Annotated in this window: 13 protein-coding genes and 1 pseudogene; 2 read left to right on the forward strand and 12 right to left on the reverse strand. The window is 42.3% G+C overall.

Going from position 1 to position 21,231, the window contains the following annotated elements; all coding sequences use genetic code 11:
* Nucleotides 1-135: 135 nt before the first annotated feature.
* From MT390_RS02210 to MT390_RS02230, 5 genes are read right to left on the reverse strand one after another with little or no spacing between them, the layout of a single operon-like run.
* Nucleotides 136-2,298, reverse strand: a complete 2,163-nt coding sequence (locus tag MT390_RS02210; RefSeq protein ID WP_499439350.1) for an alpha-galactosidase — start codon at nt 2,296-2,298, stop codon at nt 136-138.
* 27 nt (nt 2,299-2,325) lie between these two features.
* Complete coding sequence (locus MT390_RS02215) at nt 2,326-3,987, reverse strand: ABC transporter ATP-binding protein (RefSeq protein WP_499439351.1); 1,662 nt, start codon at nt 3,985-3,987, stop codon at nt 2,326-2,328.
* Between the two features lie 15 nt (nt 3,988-4,002).
* Nucleotides 4,003-5,085 carry an ABC transporter permease gene (locus tag MT390_RS02220; protein ID WP_499439352.1) on the reverse strand — a complete coding sequence of 361 codons (1,083 nt, stop codon included), beginning with the start codon at nt 5,083-5,085 and terminating at the stop codon, nt 4,003-4,005.
* Nucleotides 5,086-5,093: 8 nt separating this feature from the next.
* Nucleotides 5,094-6,092: an ABC transporter permease gene (locus MT390_RS02225; protein WP_499439353.1), complete on the reverse strand. Its 999-nt coding sequence runs from the start codon at nt 6,090-6,092 to the stop codon at nt 5,094-5,096.
* Nucleotides 6,093-6,136: 44 nt separating this feature from the next.
* Nucleotides 6,137-8,185: an ABC transporter substrate-binding protein gene (locus tag MT390_RS02230; RefSeq protein ID WP_499439354.1), complete on the reverse strand. Its 2,049-nt coding sequence runs from the start codon at nt 8,183-8,185 to the stop codon at nt 6,137-6,139.
* A gap of 369 nt (nt 8,186-8,554) precedes the next feature.
* Here MT390_RS02230 and MT390_RS02235 point away from each other — a divergent pair, with 369 nt between their 5' ends.
* On the forward strand, nt 8,555-9,496 hold the full coding sequence (locus MT390_RS02235) for a helix-turn-helix domain-containing protein (protein ID WP_499439355.1): 942 nt from the start codon (nt 8,555-8,557) through the stop codon (nt 9,494-9,496).
* Nucleotides 9,497-9,720: 224 nt separating this feature from the next.
* On the opposite strand, the pseudogene MT390_RS02240 reads toward MT390_RS02235, so the two are convergent.
* Nucleotides 9,721-11,073, reverse strand: a pseudogene (locus tag MT390_RS02240) (alpha-glucosidase/alpha-galactosidase).
* A 291-nt stretch (nt 11,074-11,364) separates the two neighbouring features.
* Between MT390_RS02240 and MT390_RS02245 the strand changes: the two are divergent.
* The gene (locus MT390_RS02245) at nt 11,365-12,096 is read left to right on the forward strand and encodes a hypothetical protein (protein WP_499439357.1); all 732 of its coding nucleotides are present in this window, start codon (nt 11,365-11,367) and stop codon (nt 12,094-12,096) included.
* 161 nt (nt 12,097-12,257) lie between these two features.
* On the opposite strand, the gene MT390_RS02250 is transcribed toward MT390_RS02245, so the two are convergent.
* The 6 genes from MT390_RS02250 to MT390_RS02275 form a co-directional block, all read right to left on the reverse strand.
* Nucleotides 12,258-12,965, reverse strand: a complete 708-nt coding sequence (locus MT390_RS02250) for an IS6 family transposase (protein ID WP_499439358.1) — start codon at nt 12,963-12,965, stop codon at nt 12,258-12,260.
* 225 nt (nt 12,966-13,190) lie between these two features.
* Nucleotides 13,191-15,185 carry a transketolase gene (gene tkt, locus MT390_RS02255; RefSeq protein ID WP_499439359.1) on the reverse strand — a complete coding sequence of 665 codons (1,995 nt, stop codon included), beginning with the start codon at nt 15,183-15,185 and terminating at the stop codon, nt 13,191-13,193.
* Nucleotides 15,186-15,237: 52 nt separating this feature from the next.
* A complete protein-coding gene (gene tal / locus MT390_RS02260) occupies nt 15,238-16,188 on the reverse strand; it encodes a transaldolase (protein WP_499439361.1) in 951 nt (316 codons plus the stop codon).
* Nucleotides 16,189-16,546: 358 nt separating this feature from the next.
* Entirely contained in the window at nt 16,547-18,049 is a 1,503-nt protein-coding gene (gene araA / locus MT390_RS02265; protein ID WP_499439362.1) for an L-arabinose isomerase, read from the reverse strand.
* Nucleotides 18,050-18,114: 65 nt separating this feature from the next.
* On the reverse strand, nt 18,115-18,807 hold the full coding sequence (locus tag MT390_RS02270; protein WP_499439364.1) for an L-ribulose-5-phosphate 4-epimerase: 693 nt from the start codon (nt 18,805-18,807) through the stop codon (nt 18,115-18,117).
* A 3-nt stretch (nt 18,808-18,810) separates the two neighbouring features.
* Nucleotides 18,811-20,484: a ribulokinase gene (locus MT390_RS02275; protein WP_499439366.1), complete on the reverse strand. Its 1,674-nt coding sequence runs from the start codon at nt 20,482-20,484 to the stop codon at nt 18,811-18,813.
* Between the last annotated feature and the right edge of the window lie 747 nt (nt 20,485-21,231).

A 21,231-nucleotide genomic window follows, 5' to 3' on the forward strand; every position in this document is an offset into this window, starting at 1 on the left:
TACCAGCACGCATGAAACAGAGGTTTTACAACTTGTATATCGTGACTAATAAGAAGTAGTAAATGCCACGTTCCTGCTGCATTTGCTTAAGCAACGTGACAATCTTATTTTGAATCGTGAGATCCAAAGCAGCAGTTACTCTTCTACTGCTGTCAATATTAATAAAATAGCGCTGTCCGGATTCATAACCGGTAACTGCACGCCGACTTGCTGCAATACTTGCCCGCTAAATACGCCTCCATTATTCTCAATCAAAGAGGATGCTTTAACATGAGGTCCTAGCGCACCCTTAGGGATCCAGAAAGTTAAGCTATAATTTTTCTCAGGATCCAATCCGGCAAGGCACAGTGGCGGTAAGAACATCTGCTCCTGTAATTTTAAAGTGGTGGCACTAAATAACGCCTGGCACTTATCAGCGGATACCACACCATAGCCATGTAGCGCCTCATTATCACTATCAAGTCGATAGCCATCACCCGTATGCAGTAACTGACGATGTTTTTTATAAAGCTTCACAGCACTGGCAACCTCTTGTTTTTCAGCATCAGTAAACTTAGAAACATTCATCTCCAAGCCCATATGCCCAAACATAGCGGTGATCAAACGATAACCTAACTGATGACTGCGCCCTGTCGTATGGCTCGGATTATCACTGATATGTGATCCCATGATCTCCGGTGGTAATAACAAAGAGTAACCATTTTGAATGCGTTGACGCTCACGCGCATCAATACAATCGGAAGTCCAGATACGTTGCGTATGACGTAGCACCTCAAAATCGATACGACCACCACCGGAGGAGCAAGTTTCAATTTCTACCTGCGGATGTGCCTTGCGCAGTTTAGCCAGCAGACGATAAAAAGCTTGAGTTTGCTGGTGCACACTGGCAATCCCCATACTGCCTGGTTGTGTTAAGTCACGATTCATATCCCATTTAATGTAAGCAATATCATAATGACTCAGGAACCAATCGATACGTTCAAACAGATAGTCAAACACAGCTGGGTTACTTAGATTTAACACATATTGAAAACGTCCCAGCTGCTGCTGATAACCTTCAACCTGCAGGATCCAATCGGGATGACTGCGGAACAGATCCGAGTCAGGATTTACCATTTCCGGCTCAAACCATAACCCGAATTCCATCCCCTCTGCCTTCACGGCATCGATTAAATAACCAAGACCACCGGGGTGTTTAGACTCATCAACAAACCAGTCTCCCAGACCGGCATGGTCATCATCGCGTTTACCAAACCAACCGTCATCTAGAATAAAACGCTCAACGCCCACTTCCGCTGCATTTTTTACCAACTCCAGTAGTTTTTCCGGTTGATGGTCAAAATAAAAAGCTTCCCAGGTATTAAGATGTACAGGTCGCGGTTTTTCAATGACATTCAAATCCAGAATATTATTTCTTAAATAACGGTGGAAATTATGTGATAAGCCATTAAGCCCTTGGCCAGACCAGGTACCATAAATTTGCGGCGTTTGGTAAGACTCTCCTTTCGCTAATATCATTTCTCCAGGATACAGCCACTCCGCCATCTGAACATGGCGCGCGCCATCCAGCATTTTTTCAGCGACCAGTTTATGGTTGCCGCTGTAGGCTAAATGCAACCCCCAAACATTACCCTGGTTTTCATTAAATCCCGGCTGCCCGGCAATAAAAGCCGGAAAGCTGTCGTGGGAGGTTTTACCTCTGTGGTTTTCGCGCACCACTTTATGCATCGGCCAGGTAAAGCGTTTCGTTAAAAACTCCTGGATCCAGCGGCCATGAAAACTGAGCAACTCATCTGCCTGTGCCGGTAGCGGTATGGAAAGCCCCAAATGATCGAGGTTAAAGGTCTCACTGGACTGGTTGACTATTTTTGCCTGCAGCCCGATGACATCCGTATTCGCATCTAAAGAGACAAACAGTTGCAAAGTCAAACCGCCGAGAGCATCACTGCAATCAAAACGGATTTGTTGTTTACTGATATGCTCAACTTCCACACATTGAAATTGCCCTCCCCAGCGCAGCCCTTCGCTATGTCCCAGTAAGCCGGCTTCGCCATGAAAACCGCGCCCCAGTTCAGGCACTAAACTCAACGGAGGAATTTTATCAAGAAAGCCACAAGGCCCGGGTTTACTCACTAATAATGCCAGTTGCGGCAAATTACAATCATCTGCAAGTCGCGCTCCCCAGTAGCCAATTTGTGGCACGCCGCCATCAGGACAGCCAATCACTAGACTGCTGTTTGTTCCATTAAGTTGTATCCAATCGTTCATCTTTTTCTCACTTGTTTGTAAATAACCCATTTATTGAGCTTATTTCTTTAACGATCATCAAGCCGCAATCTCAAATGCCGCTTTAATTAATTTCTGCGTATATGTGGCGCTTGAATTTTCAAGAATATCGACAGTAGTCCCCTCTTCGACTAATTCACCATGTCTCATCACCATTACGCGCTGACAAAGTGATTTGACCACCCGTAAATCGTGACTGATAAACAGATAGGAAATGCCGCGCTTTTTCTGCAACTGCTTAAGTAACAGCACGATCTGTTTTTGTATCGTCAGATCCAGTGCAGAAGTTGGCTCATCCAGTAAAATCACTTTTGGATCCAGCACCAGCGCACGGGCTATCGCAATTCGCTGACGTTGGCCACCAGAGAACTCATGAGGATAACGATTAAGGATATTGGCCGGCAATCCTGCATCCAATAGAGTCTTCTCAAGTTTGATACGTCGCTCTGCCGGATCTGTGTATAGCCCATTCACTATCAGTCCTTCTTCCAATAACTGCTTCACAGACATACGCGGGTTCAGAGAAGAGTTCGGGTCCTGGAATACCACCTGGATTTCCTGGCGCATCTGACGCAACTGTTTAGCGGGCATGCTATTCAGGCACAGTCCGTTATAGGTAATATCACCGGATATTTTTCCATCAGTCAGCAGTTTAAAAATAGCCATTGCCAGAGTCGTTTTTCCTGAGCCGCTTTCCCCTACAATACCAAGTGTCTCGCCTTTTTTAAGCGAGATAGAAATATTATCTACCGCTACTAAGGTCTTTTGTGGTTTGCGACCGAACAAGCTTTTTTTACCTAACTCAAACTCAACCCGCATATTGTCAGCCTGCAATATGAGAGGTGATTCTTCAGGTACCGGATCTGCAAGACCTTTAGGCTCGGAATCAATCAGCATCTTTGTATATGGGTGCTCGGCGTTAGTAAATATGTGCTCCGTAGCACCATGCTCTACCACTTCACCCTGCTTCATAACATAAATGTAATCAGCAAACTGACGTACAATAGTTAGATCGTGAGTGATCAGTAAAACACTCATCCCTTTTTGCATCTGAAGATCTTTAATCAGGCGCAGAATATTTGCCTGAACGGTTACGTCTAATGCCGTCGTCGGTTCGTCAGCAATTAACAGGTCCGGGTTATTGGTTAACGCCATCGCTATCATCACCCGTTGCCGCTGTCCGCCTGATAGTTGATGCGGATACTGGTCAAAACGCTCTTCCGGATGAGGCAGTTGTACCGCCTCAAACAGCTCGATAACTTTCTTGCGCGCTTCCGCTTTTGATATCTTCTGGTGAACCAGCATGGCTTCAGCAACCTGCTCACCCAATGTATACAGCGGATTTAATGACGTCATTGGCTCCTGAAAAATCATAGAGATCTTATTACCGCGTAACTTCAGCAACTGTCGTTCTGACGAAGCTGTGATATCAGTCTCACGGTAGGTCACTCTGCTGTTTTCGCCGATCTTGGCATATTTAGGCAACAGCCCCATCAGTGAGCGTACCGATACTGATTTACCTGAGCCACTTTCACCAACCAAGGCGACCATTTCGCCTGCTTTGATGTTGTAACTGACACCTTTTAGTGCCTGCACAAGGCCATCTTCTGTTTCAAAGCCGACGTCAAGGTCACTGACTCGGGCAATAGTATCCGCACCAGAATGTTTACTGCCTAAGTCTGATATATGTCTGTTTTCCATAATTATTCCTCGTCTTTAGCGGCTAGAGTAAGGATCAACCGCATCGCGCAGCCCATCGCCCAAAGCGTTAAAACCTAATACTGTGATTAAAATAAAAGCAACCGGGTAAAGTAACCAGGGGTATGACCCGATGGTCTGGAACTGCCCTGCTGCATTAAGCAATGAACCCCAGCTAATCATTGGCGCTTTTACGCCGACGGCTAAGAAGCTGAAGAAGCTTTCAGTTAACACGATCGTCGGCAACATAATGGTAGCGAGTACAACAATGTTACTGGTTATGTTCGGCAGTATATGGCGCAGCACAATACGCATATCTGTCGCCCCTACCGATTTTGCAGCACGGATGTAATCCAGGTGCCTCATCGACAGAGATTGCGCCCTGACCTGACGTGCAACAAATGCCCACTGCAGTGATGACATAATCACTATCAGCATGATGAACACTAAGGTTGAATCTGCCGTTTTCGGTAGTACTGCAATCAATGCCAGATAAAGCGGAAGAGCCGGGAATGCCAGAGCAAGCTCGGCGATACGCTGAGTAACAAAGTCAAAGCGTCCTCCGTAATAACCCGAAAAGATGCCGACCACGGTTCCTACTACAACGACAACAAGAACAACCGCAATAGCAAACATCAGGGTTATACGACTGCCAAAAAAGCAGCGGGCAAGTAAGTCACGCCCTAAGTTATCTGAACCTAAGAGGAAAATTGATGAACCATCCTCAAGCCCCAGTAAATGGGTGTCGAAATTCATACCCAGAAAGGAATATTCCCAACCTTCGTTAAAAAACGCTAAATGGATAGGCTGACTCGTATCTTCTGTTACCACCGGCAAAAAGGTAACCGGATCCATATCCACTGTTTTCTTATACACGAACGGACGAAGATGGAAGTCTCCCTCACTATCAAAAAAATGAAGTTGCGCCGGAGCATCATATATATTTTCACTAAAACGTTGAGCTGGATCATTTGCTGAAAAGAATGGAGCAAATATCGAGGTCAACCCCAGCAGGGCTAACAGTGCCAGGCTCATTAACGCCGTTTTATTTCGTTTGAATCGAATCCAGACTAAACTGGAATAATTTTGTGATTGTTTCATGTTTACACCTACGATAAACGGATACGTGGATCTAGAACGGCAAGTAGCAGATCTGCTATCAGGTTGCCGACAAGGAGCAGTGCTGCGATTAACAACATGATCGTGCCGATAACATATGTGTCCTGCGCTGCCATAGCAGAGATAATCAACGGACCAACCGTCGGAATACCAAGCACCATGGCAGCTTCCATTTCACCTGTGATCATGTACGGCAGCGCTACCCCCTGGTAAGAGATAAGGCTGTGTAGCGCATTCGGTACTGCGTGTCGGAAAATAACTTTTCGTTCCTGCAGCCCTTTTGCTCTGGCAGTCTCGATATATTGCAGTTTAAGTACATCGAGCAGGTTGCCTCGCATCAGGCGCAGGTTAAATGCCATCCCGCCGAAGGCAGCGATAAAGATAACCGGCCAGATATGCACAAGCGTATCGATAAACTTACCCCATGACATGGGCTCGAATAAATATCCGGGTGAATTCATCGCCCCTATTGATCCCACATCCCAGGCAAAAATCATGAAATAGACGATAATAATAGCCATTACAAAACGCGGGACTGTCATTGCAATAAATGAAAGCAGTGTTGCTACGCGGTCGCCCAGGCGGTTTTGGTTTGTTGCGGCATAAATACCAGCAAACACCCCAAGAAGCGTTGCACCAATATGGCAGCCAAGCGCAATAATAATAGTTCGTGGCAGGCGCTCTCCGACAACATCCATTACCGGTTTGTTGTAAGCAAACGAGTGACCAAAATCAAAGTGAAAAACAATGTTGCTTAACCAGTTCACATACTGAGTTAAGATGGGTTCATTTAGTCCATAACGGGCCCTTGCCGATTCTGCAAGCAGTTGAGCTTGTTCAGGTGAGGCTCCGCCCATCGTTATTGCTTGGTTTTTTACCAGGTCACCATAGTCCCCCTCCGGGAGCTGAATGATGACGAATGTAATAGCACTTAACACCAGCAATAAGCCAATGGTGCTGCCTATACGTTTAATTATAAATTCAATCATACTGATACCTTAAAAAAGTGGGGCACGGCCCCACTGGCAGGGTTTTATTTATATTCAGGAAGTAACTGAGGTCTCAACTCTTTTGTTTGTTGCGCTTTGGGAACCCAGAAACGTTCGCGCATCACTGCATCCTCAGCCCACTGATAGGCAATGATTGGCGCATTCGGCACGTTTTTGATTCGCTTGTTAACTAACAAAGCACCCGGGTAAGCGACTAAGCCAATGTGATAAACATTTTCCGTAGTTACACGGTTAAGCTCGCGGATTAACTGAGTCTGTTTCACCGGGTCCTGCTCCTGAACAATTGCATCGGCCAGCTCAACCAGTTTTTCTTCAAACGGCTGTAGTACCTGCGGATTGTTTTTAGTTCCACGGTGCCAAAGCGGACCACTTTCCGCAATAGGCGCAACCCATTCCATACGCTGCATCGGTACAATTAACTCTTTACCACTGCGATTCAAGCGCCAGTCAAAGTCACCAGAATCGCGAGTAGCATCTCCCTGAATACTATCCGCAGGACGAGGAATAAGTTTGATGCCCACATCCGCCATCATGGAAACCAGATTCTCATTAAAAACAGTGTCTGAGGTACTGTTACCCGTGAGGAAAACAATCTGTAAGTTTTCGCCACCAACGACATCAGCCGGGAAATTAACAATCCCATCATTATCAGTGTCTTTCAGCCCAAGTTCAGCAAGGTATTTCTTCGCCAGCTCCGGGTTATATGAGTAATAAACCACGTCATCTTTGTTGTAGAATGACGTTTCAGGCACTAATCCTCCAGCATATTCAGTCGTAAACGGCCCTTTCACGAAGGCCTGGCCCAGGCTTTTTCTATCCACAGCGTGAGAAATAGCTTTGCGGAATTTCAGCTTACGGTTTAGTTGACGAACAGCCGCCTCCCGGTCATCAGCCACAGATAGCGTTGGGTTCATATTCATGTGAATCTGATACGCCAGGTTACGCGGACCAAACATCGCTTTTGTCGGTGATTTAGGGGAAGCCAGCTTACGCAGGGTTTCAATGTAGATTGGCGGGTTTTCCATATTGGAAAAATCTGCCGAACCGGACATTGTATCTAGTGTTCGTGACTCCCAGGTCGACAATTTGAAATGCATCTCATCCATATACGGCAGTTGATGCCCGGCTTCATCGACCTTCCAGTAATAAGGGTTGCGGCGTAATACAACAATTTGATCTTCTTTATATTCAACAGGGATCCATGCGCCCATAGTCACAGCGGGCACTTGTGAGGCCGGCAGCGCATTATTGAAGTCCTCAAAAGTCACCTGCTTATTATATTTAGGATGAAGGGGTTTAAGGACATGAGCCGGACCGGGGCAGAAAGTCATGAATGACATATTATACAGCGCCTGCTTCTGATTCGGCTTCGAGAAATGCCAGCGAATGGTAGACTCATCAACAATCTCAAGCTTTGCATCTTTTCCTAACGCATTTTGCGAAGAGAAAGAAGAAATGCGTGCCTCTAACACCGTATCTTCCCAGTAAAAACGCACATCTTCAGAAGTAAATGGTTCGCCGTCAGACCACTTGGCGCCTTTAATCAGATGCATGGTCAGGGACATACCATCATCAGACCACTCCCAGCTCTGTGCCAGATTCGGCAGTACTTCAAGCTCATCCGAATTCAGCTGATACATAGGACCGGTACGAGTCAGACATTGCTGAACCGTATAGTTAATGCCACCATACCCTTGTGAATGAGCTGCAGACCAGTTCCACCCCTGAGGACGACCACCAATTACATGGCGAAATACACCACCGTACTCACCGATACCATCCGGCATGGACGCTGTTTTCAGTACCATTGGTACTTCTGGTAAGCGTTCTTCAACTGGAGGTAATTTCCCGGTTTTTACATACTTCTCTGTAACCCAGGCCGGCTCGGAATAATGGTCAAGTTTTTTAAATTCGACAATCTCATTTGGTGAAAAGAATTTGATAGCTAACCGATTAGGAATCGGTGTCGCTTCAGGAATAGCGGTTGCACCTTCTGGTAAGGTGTTCGCTGCTATTGTGGGTAAACATATACTTGCTATGGTCAGCCCCAAAAGATGCTTTCTAACTTTCATGTGCTTTTCCTCTTGCTGTTGTATGTAGGGTTACTCTTGCTTTATGCCACACACTTTAACGGACTCCGGATTTGTCAGCAAACCGAGATCAGAGCGCACATCACGCAACCTTACCTTTCAGGACAACAAAGGGTAATCCCATAACCTGGTAGTGTAGTAAAATGATATTACAAAGTAGGTTGACAACTCTGCTTTATGACCTTTTCTTTTAAATGCGGGTGAAAAACAATCGATAAGTTGGGTGGGATAGTGGTAAACTTCAATAGCTATATATCTGACATCCGATATATAGCTATTTAGTGAAAAGTTTTTCTAATTCCAAAAAAAACAAGCTAGGTGACGTTTACACACAAAAACAAGAGGTACCGCATGAGAGATTTATCTACCCATGAGTCGGAAAACATCACCGATATTGCATCAAGTATGCGTGAAGCGCCACTCCTTGATGGTGAAACTGATGAGTTAAGCTTTGAACTACGCCGACCAACGTATATGGAAGAGTATCACTGGCATCAGCAAGTCGAAGTTAACGTTATCTATAGAGGCCACATAGAGTACATATTTAATAACTCTAATGTCCGTATCGAAAGCGGACAAATGGCACTATTCTGGGCGGTAGCTCCCCATAAAGTAAGTAAAGTCAGTGAGGATGCACTGATGGGCATCACCAATATCCCTTTAAAGGTATTCCTTGGCTGGGCCCTGCCTCAGAAGTTTATGCAACAGGTCATGCACGGTGGCGTAGTCACATACGGTATTGATGGCATTGTCAGTTTTGGCGAAAGCAAGCGCTGGCTAAACTGTTATCGCGAAAACAATGAAAACCGCAACGTAATTGTTCAGGAAGAGGTGTTCTTAATGCTCCGCCGGCTGTGCTCTTACAATTATCAGGTAGAAATGTTCAGCTTTTTACGTGATGTTACTTTACATAAGGCCAATTATACTGGTTATAAAAATGTTCAGTTAATGCTTGATTTTATTGCTAATAATCACAAAAACGATATCAAAGTTGAAGATGTTGCCGCTTATGTAAAGCTTCACCCTAAATACGCAATGAGCTTATTCAAAAACATGCTCAGTTTTTCGATAAAACAGTATTTGATTATTATGCGTATCAACAACGCTAAGGTAATGCTCGGCAATACCCGAAATCCTATCAAAAATATTGCAACCAACAGCGGCTTTAAGCACCCCAGTTCATTCTTCGCAGCATTTAAAACCCATGTGGGTGTTACCCCGCAAGAGTATCGGGAAGAAAGTCAAAAAATTGGACTTTCTGATGCCAACTATAAAAATCGCAGGGTAGATTAAACCGAGTATTAATCAACTATTGCGTTTATACCGCTATGATAATAAATTTGTCGGGTGTCAGCAAAAGAGGAAGCATCCCGCACTGAATACGTCGCTCCCCTCCCTGAGGGTTATATTGTTATTCAATCCCCGATCTGAATATCTTGAACTCTTTTAGCTGTTTGCTTAATAACAGCTCAAGGGTCGAAACGAAATTCGACCCCAAATAGCAAGCAGTAGGTTATTTACTTGGCTTGTAAGAATTCAGGCATAAAGTTACCGTGAGCGGCAATTAGCTCATCACACATAGCCCAAATCTGGTCGAGATCCAGCTCAGCACCAGTGTGGGGATCGAGCATAGCGGCATGGTAAACGTGCTCTCGCTTCTGCTTGGCAAATGCTTCCACCACCAACTCCTGCACGTTGACATTGGTGCGCATTAGGGCTGCAAGGTGAGCTGGCAACTCGCCAATTTTAACTGGGTTAATCCCGGTATTATCGACCAGACATGGTACTTCCACAGCACATTGTCTCGGTAGATTATCAATCAGTCCCGCATTCGCCACGTTACCGTAAATCACCGACAGCTCGCCACTCCACATTGAGTTCATAATCTTGCTGGCATACTCCTTGGACTGTTTGACTTCAATCACCTGAGCATCACGATACGCTTACGCTTCGTTCTTCCAGTTAGCTATCTGCTCTACACAGCGAATCGGGTACTCATCAAGTGGAATTGAAAACTTATCAAGCAGATCCTCACGCCCCTCTTTAATAAACCAAGGTGTGTATTCAGCGAAGTGCTCGGAAGACTCCGTAACAAAGTAACCCAAGCGTTTCATCATTTCATAACGAACCTTATTCAAGCAGCGTGGGTTTTCCGGGTTGGGTTTAGGAAAACGGCCATCAGCATACCCAGCCATCAAAGTTGGATAAAGTGATTGGTAATCGCCGTTTTCATCTTTAACTTCTAATGAAAGGTAGAACGTCATGTGGTTGATACCGGCTGCTTTATAGCGCACGCTCTCAGGATCTATGTCCAGATCATGGGCTAGCTCATGTACGGTGCCCTGCACTGAGTGACACAGGCCGACATATTTGATATCTGGACACAAACGAGTCATTGCCCGGCTAATCATTGCCATCGGATTAACATAGTTCAGCATGGTTGCATCAGGACAGACTTCTCGCATGTCCGCGGCAATATCTAAGAACACAGGGATAGAACGCAATCCGCGCATAATACCGCCAATACCGAGAGTATCGGCAATGGTTTGGCGTAAGCCATAGGATTTGGGAATTTCAAAATCAAGCACTGTTGATGGCTCATACCCTCCCACCTGGAACATAGTCACGACGAAGTCGGAATCCTTCAGCGCGCTGCGACGATCGGTGGTTGCCGTAATCGAAGGCGTAGCCCCCAAGCTTTGTGCGAGTTTACTGACCACTAAATTCGATTCATCCAGACGTGCTTGGTTAATATCAAATAGAGAAATCGTGCATAATTTGAATGCAGGAAGATGCAAAACATCACCTAGGATGTTTTTGGCAAATACTGTGCTGCCGGCACCGATCACACATATTTTAGGTTGTTTCATAGTTAGATTCCTTTAGGTTCTTACAATACCCGGTTAACAATAATCAAATGATGTTGAATACATTTTTACTTTGCTCTTAGCAGGGAGAGAATATACAGAGGACAAGTCTTAACAACTTCTCGTTTTAGAGAATGTTATTATCGAAAACTAAGATTAATAAGGCATCGGCTTCACAAAACAACTATTATTGGTGAATTTAATCCATTTAAAAATTACTGGGAGAACAAAATTACAGATATATTTAAAGATATTGAATGTCTCGATGACAGCTTTGCCAATAGCACATCAGACGTGCATTACCACCCTGAGCGGATCCATATCGAAAGCGGTACGCCTGGGAATATGGAATGTTACCACTGGCATGGCCATGTGGAAATCAACCTTCCCTTTAGAGACAAGGTGGACTATCTGATTAATGGCCGAAAATTCACCATAGCAGAGGGACATATCGGCATTTTTTGGGCGGCCAACCCACATATGTTGTATAACCGGCATCAATGCCAGGAAATGATGATTGCATATATCCCTATTCAGGAATTTCTCTGTTGGCCACTGGAAGATAAACTTTTTAATGACGTGCTTAATGGTGCAACCCTCTGTTCAAGACATGTGTACAAGTTATCGAAAGATCAGTTAAGGCAATGGATAAAGGACTTTATGCAGCAAGATAAAACGTTATCTGCCTTAGTTGCAGACGAGCTACAAATCATGCTTAGACGGGTTTCATTTTATGGCTGGAAAACCCTGCTGAACGCCGAGTTACAGCCCGAGGAACGGATTACCCGAGCAAGTACGGGGCTTGATCAGGTGCAGGGGATGCTTGATTACATTGCCCATAATTACAACACCCCGATCACCACAAAAGATATTGCCAAACAGGTTGGCTTACATCCCAATTATGCGATGAACCAATTTAAAAAAGTAATGCGCATTTCTATAAAAAAATACATTCACCGCATACGCATCAACCATGCTAAAGCGTATATGGACTCCACCTGTTTTACAACGATTAATTTTTCATAAACATTAAGATGCGTTCGTATATACGGCTTTTTATTGAGAGAGCTACCCTCTAGCCTAAGATGTTTGCGCACCTATTATCCTCATCGCTATGACAGTCTATTATGACTTCCGGATACTGTCAACTTATCCAAGTGGGGTGATTAAAAGTAATAAAATAATCCTTAATCTGAATTTTGGACAGCACTCACCCTATCCCATTCGACAAAGGAACGATCACGGAAAAGACGATAATGTTTCGCTTGCATTAAATACCGACCAGGTCGAAATAAGTTATTAATCACACCATGGCAACTCAAAAAACGTTGCGCTTGTCCTTGGGATTTAAACTTCCGCATTTGCCTTTCCTGTTGCCGAGTAGGCTGATGTGACAATTCACATCCATTGTTTTCATACTGAACTGTTGAGTGCTCAACACTTGGTATTAATTCTTTTTTTGCTGCGGAGTAACTTGCTAATTTATCTGTCACAATCTTCAACGGCATCATTCTCTGCCCTTTTAATAACCGCTTAAAGAAACACATGGCAGCACCTTTATCCTTACGCTTTTGTACTAAAATATCTATTTCATCACCGTCTTGATCTACTGCTCGCCACAGGTAATGTAATACACCATTTATTTTGATAAAAACCTCATCCAGATACCAAGTATCTCCAAGCTGACCGCGGTTCTTTTTGAGCTTATTGCAATAAATAGAACCGTATTTTTTACACCACTGACGAATCGTTTCATAACTGACAACAATACTCCGTGCTGCAAGTAATTCTTCGATATCTCGAAAGCTAAGTGTAAAACGATGATAAAGCCAAACTGTATGGCTAATAATTTGTGCAGGATAACGATAACCAGCGTAGATATTGGAATTTTTCATATCTTGATTATCGCATGTTTTTTGAAAAAACCCTTAACTTGACAGTACCCTTGACAGTACCATGATAAAGCCAAACTGCGAGGTTATTGTTAAGTGACAGTACCGGATAGCGATAACCTGCATAGATATTTTAATTTTTCATCAGCAGATTATCGCACAATTGGTTGAGGGACTGTTAAGTTGACAGTACAAAATGAAACTCACCAGAAAATAATGTAATTTATTTTACATCATAACTTCTTTAGACACCTTGATTACATTTTCAACTGTAAAACCAAATATCTTAAATAGTTCATCTGCTGGCGCAGATTCTCCAAAGGTTGTCATTCCAACGACACGACCATTAAGCCCTACATACTTATACCAATAATCTGCAATTCCAGCTTCAATAGCAACACGCGCAGTTACTTTAGCAGGAAGAACTATTTCACGATAAGTCGCGGGTTGTCGATCAAATGTATCGGTTGATGGCATAGAAACAACTCTTACTAGATAACCTTCAAGTTTCATTATTTCTGCACTTTGAACAGCAAGTTCAACTTCAGAGCCTGTAGCGATATAAATCAAATCGGGCATACCTTGACAATCTTTTAAGATATAAGCACCTTTCGATATATCATTAACTTGTTGTTCCGTTCTATCTTGTTGAGCAAGGCTTTGACGAGAAAAAATTAATGCCGATGGGGCATCTTTTCTTTCAATCGCAAGTTTCCATGCAACAGCTGACTCAACCTGATCACACGGTCTCCAAGTACTCATATTTGGCGTTAACCGCAATGAAGCAATTTGCTCTACAGGTTGATGAGTGGGACCATCCTCACCTAAGCCAATAGAGTCATGTGTATATACCTGAATATTTTGAATTTTCATTAAAGCTGCCATACGCATCGCATTTCTAGCATATTCCATGAACATCAAAAATGTCGCACCATAAGGTACAAAACCACCATGTAATGTAATACCATTCATGATTGCAGTCATGCCAAATTCACGAACACCGTAATGAATGTAGTTACCAGATGCATCATCCGCTGTTACTGCTTTTGAACCTGACCACATTGTTAAATTTGAAGGTGCAAGATCTGCAGAGCCCCCCATAAACTCAGGAATCAAAGCACCAAATGCTTCTAATGCATTTTGTGATGCTTTACGTGATGCAATATTGGCAGGAGTAGCTTGTAAATCAGTGATTATTTTTTCTGTTTTTTCTTTCCAATCAGCAGGTAGCTCTCCAATCATTCTGCGCTTGAATTCAGTAGCCAAATCGGGATATTTTTGAGTATACTCAGACAGTTTCTTATTCCACGTTTTCTCTTTAGTTAACCCTGTTGCTTTTGCATCCCATTGTTCATAAACTTCGCGTGGAATTTCAAAAGGATCATGTAACCAACATAAACCCTCTTTAGTTACTTTTATTTCTTCTAAACCCAGTGGTGCCCCATGGCAGTCATGAGTACCTGATTTATTAGGGGAACCAAAACCGATAATTGTCTTAGTACAAATTAAGGTTGGTTTACTAATCTCTTGTTTAGCAAGTAAAATAGCATCATTAATCTCATCTCGATTATGCCCATCTACCGCAGCAATAACATGCCAGCCATATGACTCAAAACGTTTTGCGGTATCATCAGTAAACCACCCTTCAACGTCACCATCAATTGATATGCCATTGTCATCCCAAAATGCAATCAATTTTCCTAGTTGATGAGTACCTGCAAACGAACAAACTTCGTGAGAAATTCCTTCCATTAAGCACCCATCCCCCATAAATACATATGTATAATGGTCAACAATATTTATTTCCTCACGGTTAAATTGTGCTGCTAGGGATTTTTCAGCCAATGCCATACCGACAGCATTAGCAATACCCTGCCCCAATGGGCCCGTGGTTGTTTCAACACCAGGTGTATAGCCAAACTCAGGATGTCCTGGTGTTTTAGAATGCAATTGACGAAAGTTCTTTAAATCTTCAATTGATAATTCGTATCCAGATAAATGCAATAAAGAGTAAATAAGCATTGAACCATGGCCATTAGATTGAACGAAACGGTCACGATCTACCCAACCTGGGTTACTAGGATTATGGTTTAAATGATCACGCCACAATACCTCTGCTATATCAGCCATCCCCATAGGTGCACCAGGATGCCCTGAATTTGCTTGTTGCACTGCGTCCATACTTAGTGCTCGAATGGCGTTCGAAAGATGTTTATTTTTCATTTTTTCCCCAAGTTACATAGATAAAGTATTAGAATTAATTTGATAAAGTAATTTATAATCGTTCAGAGATCATCACTTCCAATTTGTCTTGGTCAAGGGCAAAATTACGAATGCCCTCAGCAAGTTTCTCTACTGCCATAGCATCTTGATTATGTTCCCACAGGAATTTAGAATGCGTTAAAGCCGTTTTAGCAGTAATACATTCAGATGTTGGAACTAATTTTCTTACAATGTCACCTTCAGTATTTGCTAGTACTTGCAATAATTCAGGGCTAATCGTTAGACGATCACAACCTGCTAATTCCAATATTTCATCTATATTTCTAAAGCTTGCGCCCATAACAATAGTGTTATAATTATTCTTCTTGTAGTAATCATAGATCTTAGTGACAGACAGTACACCTGGGTCTTCATGGCCAACAAATTCACGACCTTGTTTTGCTTTATGCCAGTCCATGATACGCCCAACAAAAGGAGAGATTAAATATACGCCAGCTTCAGCGCAGGCCTGAGCTTGAGCGAAAGAAAACAACAAAGTAAGATTACAATTAATACCTTCTTTCTCGAGAATTTCAGCAGCTCTAACACCTTCCCACGTCGAAGCCAATTTGATAAGAATACGGTCAGTAGTGATACCTGCATCGTTATACATTTTCACTAACTTGCGGGCTCGTTCTAAACTTGCTTCCGTGTTATAAGATAAGCGAGCATCAACTTCTGTAGACACTCGACCAGGGATAACTTTTAAAATTTCTTTCCCGATGTTTACCGCTAACATATCTCCTGTATCTAAAATCTGTTGAGTAATTAAATCACTTTGTGTTTTAGCATAGTTAATTGCATCTTCAATTAACGGTGCATATTCAGGAATTTGCGCGGCTTTTAATATTAAAGATGGATTGGTAGTTGCATCTTCAGGTTGATACTGCTTTATTGCTTCAATATCACCAGTATCGGCTACAACCATTGTTAATTTACGTAATGCTTCTAATTTGTTAGACATAAAGTTAAACCTTATAATTATTAATGATGTGATTCATTACCAAGTAGCGCTGGCTCTAAAGTGCTTTAACTGCATACCGAGCGACTACCTTATGGCATTGTCAATTTAGCAACCTAAACAAAGAAAACTCGACCAAATACACATTCCCCTAGATTTTGGACACAAATAACCCTATCCAGCTCAGCTATAAAACCATCACGATAGTGCTTGATTTTAAGTAAATGGCGATCAGAACTAAATCGATCCGCAAGGTTTTTTATTCATTTGAAGGAACGATAATCCGAATAAATATTAAATTTTTTCATTACTGGATTATCATTCATTTAGTAAGACATTTATTAAGTTAATAACAAAAAACTTAAATGCCTGATTTCATTCGATAATATAAGCTATTGTGTTTCAGGTTGGTTTTGAAGTCGCGGATATTAGTATTGTTATCTATCACAATCAATTCAATACCAGCAAATTCAGAGAAATCCTCCAACATTTCGATTGTCACTGATTGAGTATAAACACTGTGATGAGCACCACCTGCATGTATCCATGCAGCTGCAGAAACACTTAAATTAGGTTGAGGCTCCCAGAGCGCATGTGCGACAGGAAGATGTGGAAGAGATGCTGGAGGCGTTACAGTATCAATAGCATTCACTAACATACGGTAGCGACTGCCAAGGTCAAGCAGGGTGATAACGAGTGCAGGTCCGTCTTTAGCACTGAAGATAGCGCGTGCGACATCGTTGGTTTGCCCAATGGTATGGCGATGAATTTCAATCGATGGTTTGTCAGCAGAAATACTCGGACAAACTTCCAACATATGTGCACCTAATACCTGCCCTTCACCCACTAGGTTATAAGTATAGTCTTCCATAAAGGATGTCCCACCAGGTAGGCCTTCACCGATTGTTTTAACAATACGCGTCATTGCAGCCGTTTTCCAATCACCTTCACCGCCATAACCATAACCTTTTTCCATCAGACGCTGTGTTGCAAGTCCAGGTAAGTTAGTTAGGCCAGTTAGATTTTCAAAGGTATTAGTAAAGGCCATACAACCTTTATCACTTAGAAATGCTTGCATGCCTAATTCGAGACGCGCTTCATTTTTTAGAATTTCTAATAATGTAATATCATCATAAATTGCATCTGTAATTCGATATTGCTGGCTATATTCTTTAAGTAAAATATCAACATCTACTTCATCAACACTTTCAATAGCTTTTGTTAATTCCCCTAAACTATAAGCATGGACTTCAAAGCCTAAATCAATTTGAGCAGTCACTTTATTACCTTCAGTAACAGCGACTTGTCGCATATTATCTCCAAACCGGGCAACGCGTAGTGTTTGGCTTTCTTGCCACCCTTTAGTCGCACGACACCAGTTGTCTAATTGTTTATGAACAGCTTCTGACTGCCAGTGCCCTACAATAACGCGACGATCTAATCCGAGTCGTGTACAGATGTAACCAAATTCTCTGTCACCGTGTGCACTTTGATTTAAGTTCATAAAGTTCATATCAATGCTATCCCAAGGTAGAGCATCATTAAATTGAGTATGAAAATGAACATAGGGTTTATTTAATTGGTTTAATCCAGAAATCCACATTTTAGCTGGAGAGAAAGTATGCATCCACAGAACCAGACCAAGACAATTTTTGTCATTATTAGCACGTTGGCAGATTTCAAGAATCTCATCAGGTGTTTTAACCGTACCTTTGCACTCAATAAGTGTTGCTACGCTATTCGATTCATTCAACCCCTTTACAATAGTTTGGCTATTTGCCGCTACTTGCTCTAAGACTTTAGGACCATATAAATGTTGTGATCCTGTTACGAACCAAACAGATTTTTGCGTTTTATTTGTCATAGTGACCTCTTAGGTTATTTATTCAACTTGTTGAATTACTTGCTGTATTTTGTTCTTTTGTTACGCTACTTCTGACCGTAATAAGCGTCTTTACCATGTTTACGAAGGTAATGTTTATCAAGCAGTGATTGCGGTATAGACGTAACCTTTGGATTGAGAAGTAAAGTGCGATAGGCCATTTTTGCAACCTCTTCGATCACTACGGCGTTATGGACAGCATCATGAGCATCTTTACCCCACGTAAATGGCGCATGTTCACGAACTAGAATTCCAGGAATTTCCATAGGGTCACTATTAGCAATAGTTTCAATAATCACATTCCCAGTATTAAGCTCATAATCGTTCTTAATTTCTTCCACTGTTAACGCTCGGGCACATGGAATGTTGCCGAAAAAATAATCCGCATGTGTGGTGCCTAAAGCAGGGATAGGTGCGCCTGCTTGTGCCCACGAAGTTGCATAGGAAGAATGAGTGTGAACGACACCACCCAAACTTTCATATGCTCGATACAAAGCTAAATGTGTAGCAGTATCTGATGATGGATTTAAATCTCCTTCAATAAGGTTACCCTTCAAGTCAACTATTACCATATTTTCAGGGGATAAGGCTTCATAGGCGACACCACTGGGTTTGATAACAACTAATCCCAATTTACGGTCAATACCGGATACATTACCCCAGGTAAAAGTGACTAATTGATGCTTTTGCAAGTCCATATTGGCTTGCCATACTTGCTCTCTTAACTGTGCGCATTTCATAAATTAAACACCATCTTTTGTAACTAATGATTCAATTTTGTTGCCTAATAAATGATAGGCTTGGCTACGTTTTTGATAGAATTCCACTGCCTGCTTATCTGGCGTGTATATGCGCATTATCGGGCTTGCCATTGCTTGCTGTGCAGCATCAACACTTGGGTGTGCACTAGCAGCTACTGATGCAAAAATCGCAGCCCCGAGTGCACAACACTGATCCGATTCAACAACAGCTATTTCTGTCCCCATCACATCAGAACAGGTCTGCATTACCAGTTTAGATTTCTGTGCAATGCCACCGATGGCAAGTACTCTTTTCACATCAACACCTTGCGTTACCATACAGTCCATGATGGCCTTAGCTCCGTGGGCTGTAGACTCAACTAAACTGTAGAATATATCCGGTGCAGTACTACCTAAATTCAAACCACTGATGACACCTTTTAGGCGTTGATTGGCAATTGGAGTACGTCGGCCATTATGCCAATCCATACTTAATGGTGAGTTATCTGTTTGTGGCTTCCCCCCAGCCATATCAGCAAGCATAGGAATGAGAAGTTCATCTATATTATCGAGGATAGCTTGATCATCAGGATGCTCTTTCACCCACTGCTGAATCGGCCACATTAATAAGCGTTTGTACCAAGCGTATATATCACCAAAGGCTGATTGACCTGCTTCCAGAGCAACTAATCCAGGCAATGCACTGCCTTTTACTTGGCCACAAATGCCCGCAATAGTTTTATCACCAATCAACTCTGGCTTAACCATCAAAATATCGCAGGTCGAAGTACCAATGACTTTAACCAAGTCATGCTCTTTCGCTCCCGCACCGACGGCGCCCATATGGCAATCAAACTCACCAATGGCAATAGCAATGCCTTCAGGCAAACCCAACCTTTCTGCCCATTCAGAAGTTAAATGACCGGCCTGTTGATCTGAGGTATAAACACAATCAAACATACGCTCACGGATACCATCCAAGGTTGTAGAAATAGCAGATAAAAAATCTTGTTCAGGTAAACCATTCCAGTCATCATGCCAAAGCGCTTTATGTCCTGCAGCGCAAATACCTCGGCGTAATTTATCTGGTGCTTGGTTGCCAGAAAGAATAGCGGGGATCCAGTCACATAGTTCTACCCAACTATAAGCATGCTTAGCAACTTCAGTATCTTGTTCACTAACCCAAGCAGCTTTTGCCCAGAACCACTCAGAAGAATAAATACCACCGACATAGCGAGTGTAATCTACAAATTTTCCACTGTGCGCTAACTGATTAATGAGTTCTGCTTTTTGAATTGATGTGTGGTCTTTCCACAAAATAAACATTGCGTTTGGGTTGTCGCGAAACTCAGGTAAGAGAGCAAGAATATTACCGTCTTTATCAATAGGAGCGGGTGTAGAACCTGTTGTGTCGACTCCAATGCCAACAATTTTTTTGATAACATTTTCAGATACCTGCCCGAGCATATCCTTGATTGCCATTGTCATAGAATCAATGTAATCTTGAGGGTGGTGACGAAATTGTGATTGAATTGGTAAACAATATAAACTATTCATCCAACGGGAATAGTTATTAATACTACATGCGACTTCTTGCCCCGATGATGTATTAACTAATAATGCCCTCACTGAATCCGATCCAAAGTCCAAACCAATTGTAAATTTATTCTCACTCATGAAAACCACCAATATTATTATTTAAATAAATGTTATTTTATTTAACCTCAATAAAGATATATCGGCCATTAAACTACCCGCTAGAAACATAGACGAATTCGCTAGCTTGACCATATTCATGCATGTGTCTGATTTTAATAATTAGTTAGATGAGGGCAAGAAAGCAGGATGCACCACGCTTATTATCCATGGCTTCAGTCATATTTTACAAAATTTATGCCATAAGGATGTTTTACCTTTAAGTGAGATACGGCGATTAAATTTAACACCCAAATCAGGGAAAAGAGCCTCAAAAAGTAATTGATAGTTTCTCGAAATTCATTACTGGTAGAAAATAACGATTATTTTCATTACCGCCCCTAATCTTTCAATTGGTTTGAGGTCTGAGCTGTAAAGAGCAACATGGCAAGTGTTATACCAAGATATTTTTCCTTATCAATAATCACATCAGAGCGATACCGGTCAGCTCACTAAGTTGCAATGAATTTAAGCGATTTATAACTAAAAGGATGTTGATTTTTTATAGGGTCTAAATAATCCATTAATGAGCTAAATTAGTGTTGATTAATGAATACGCAGGCTGCCCCCTCAAAGTATAATAAAAGAACTTTAATTGGCCCCTTATTGCCATCACTTACTTTTTAATGATGGAATTTTAAAACTTCTTTTTGAGGGGAGATAACTTTTTTATTCGCAGAGCTAGTTTGATCGCATTTTAAAAACAAGCGAAGTGAAGACGGTATCATT

The organism is Vibrio sp. 2-Bac 85 (assembly GCF_037546705.1).
Lineage (GTDB): Bacteria > Pseudomonadota > Gammaproteobacteria > Enterobacterales > Psychromonadaceae > Psychromonas.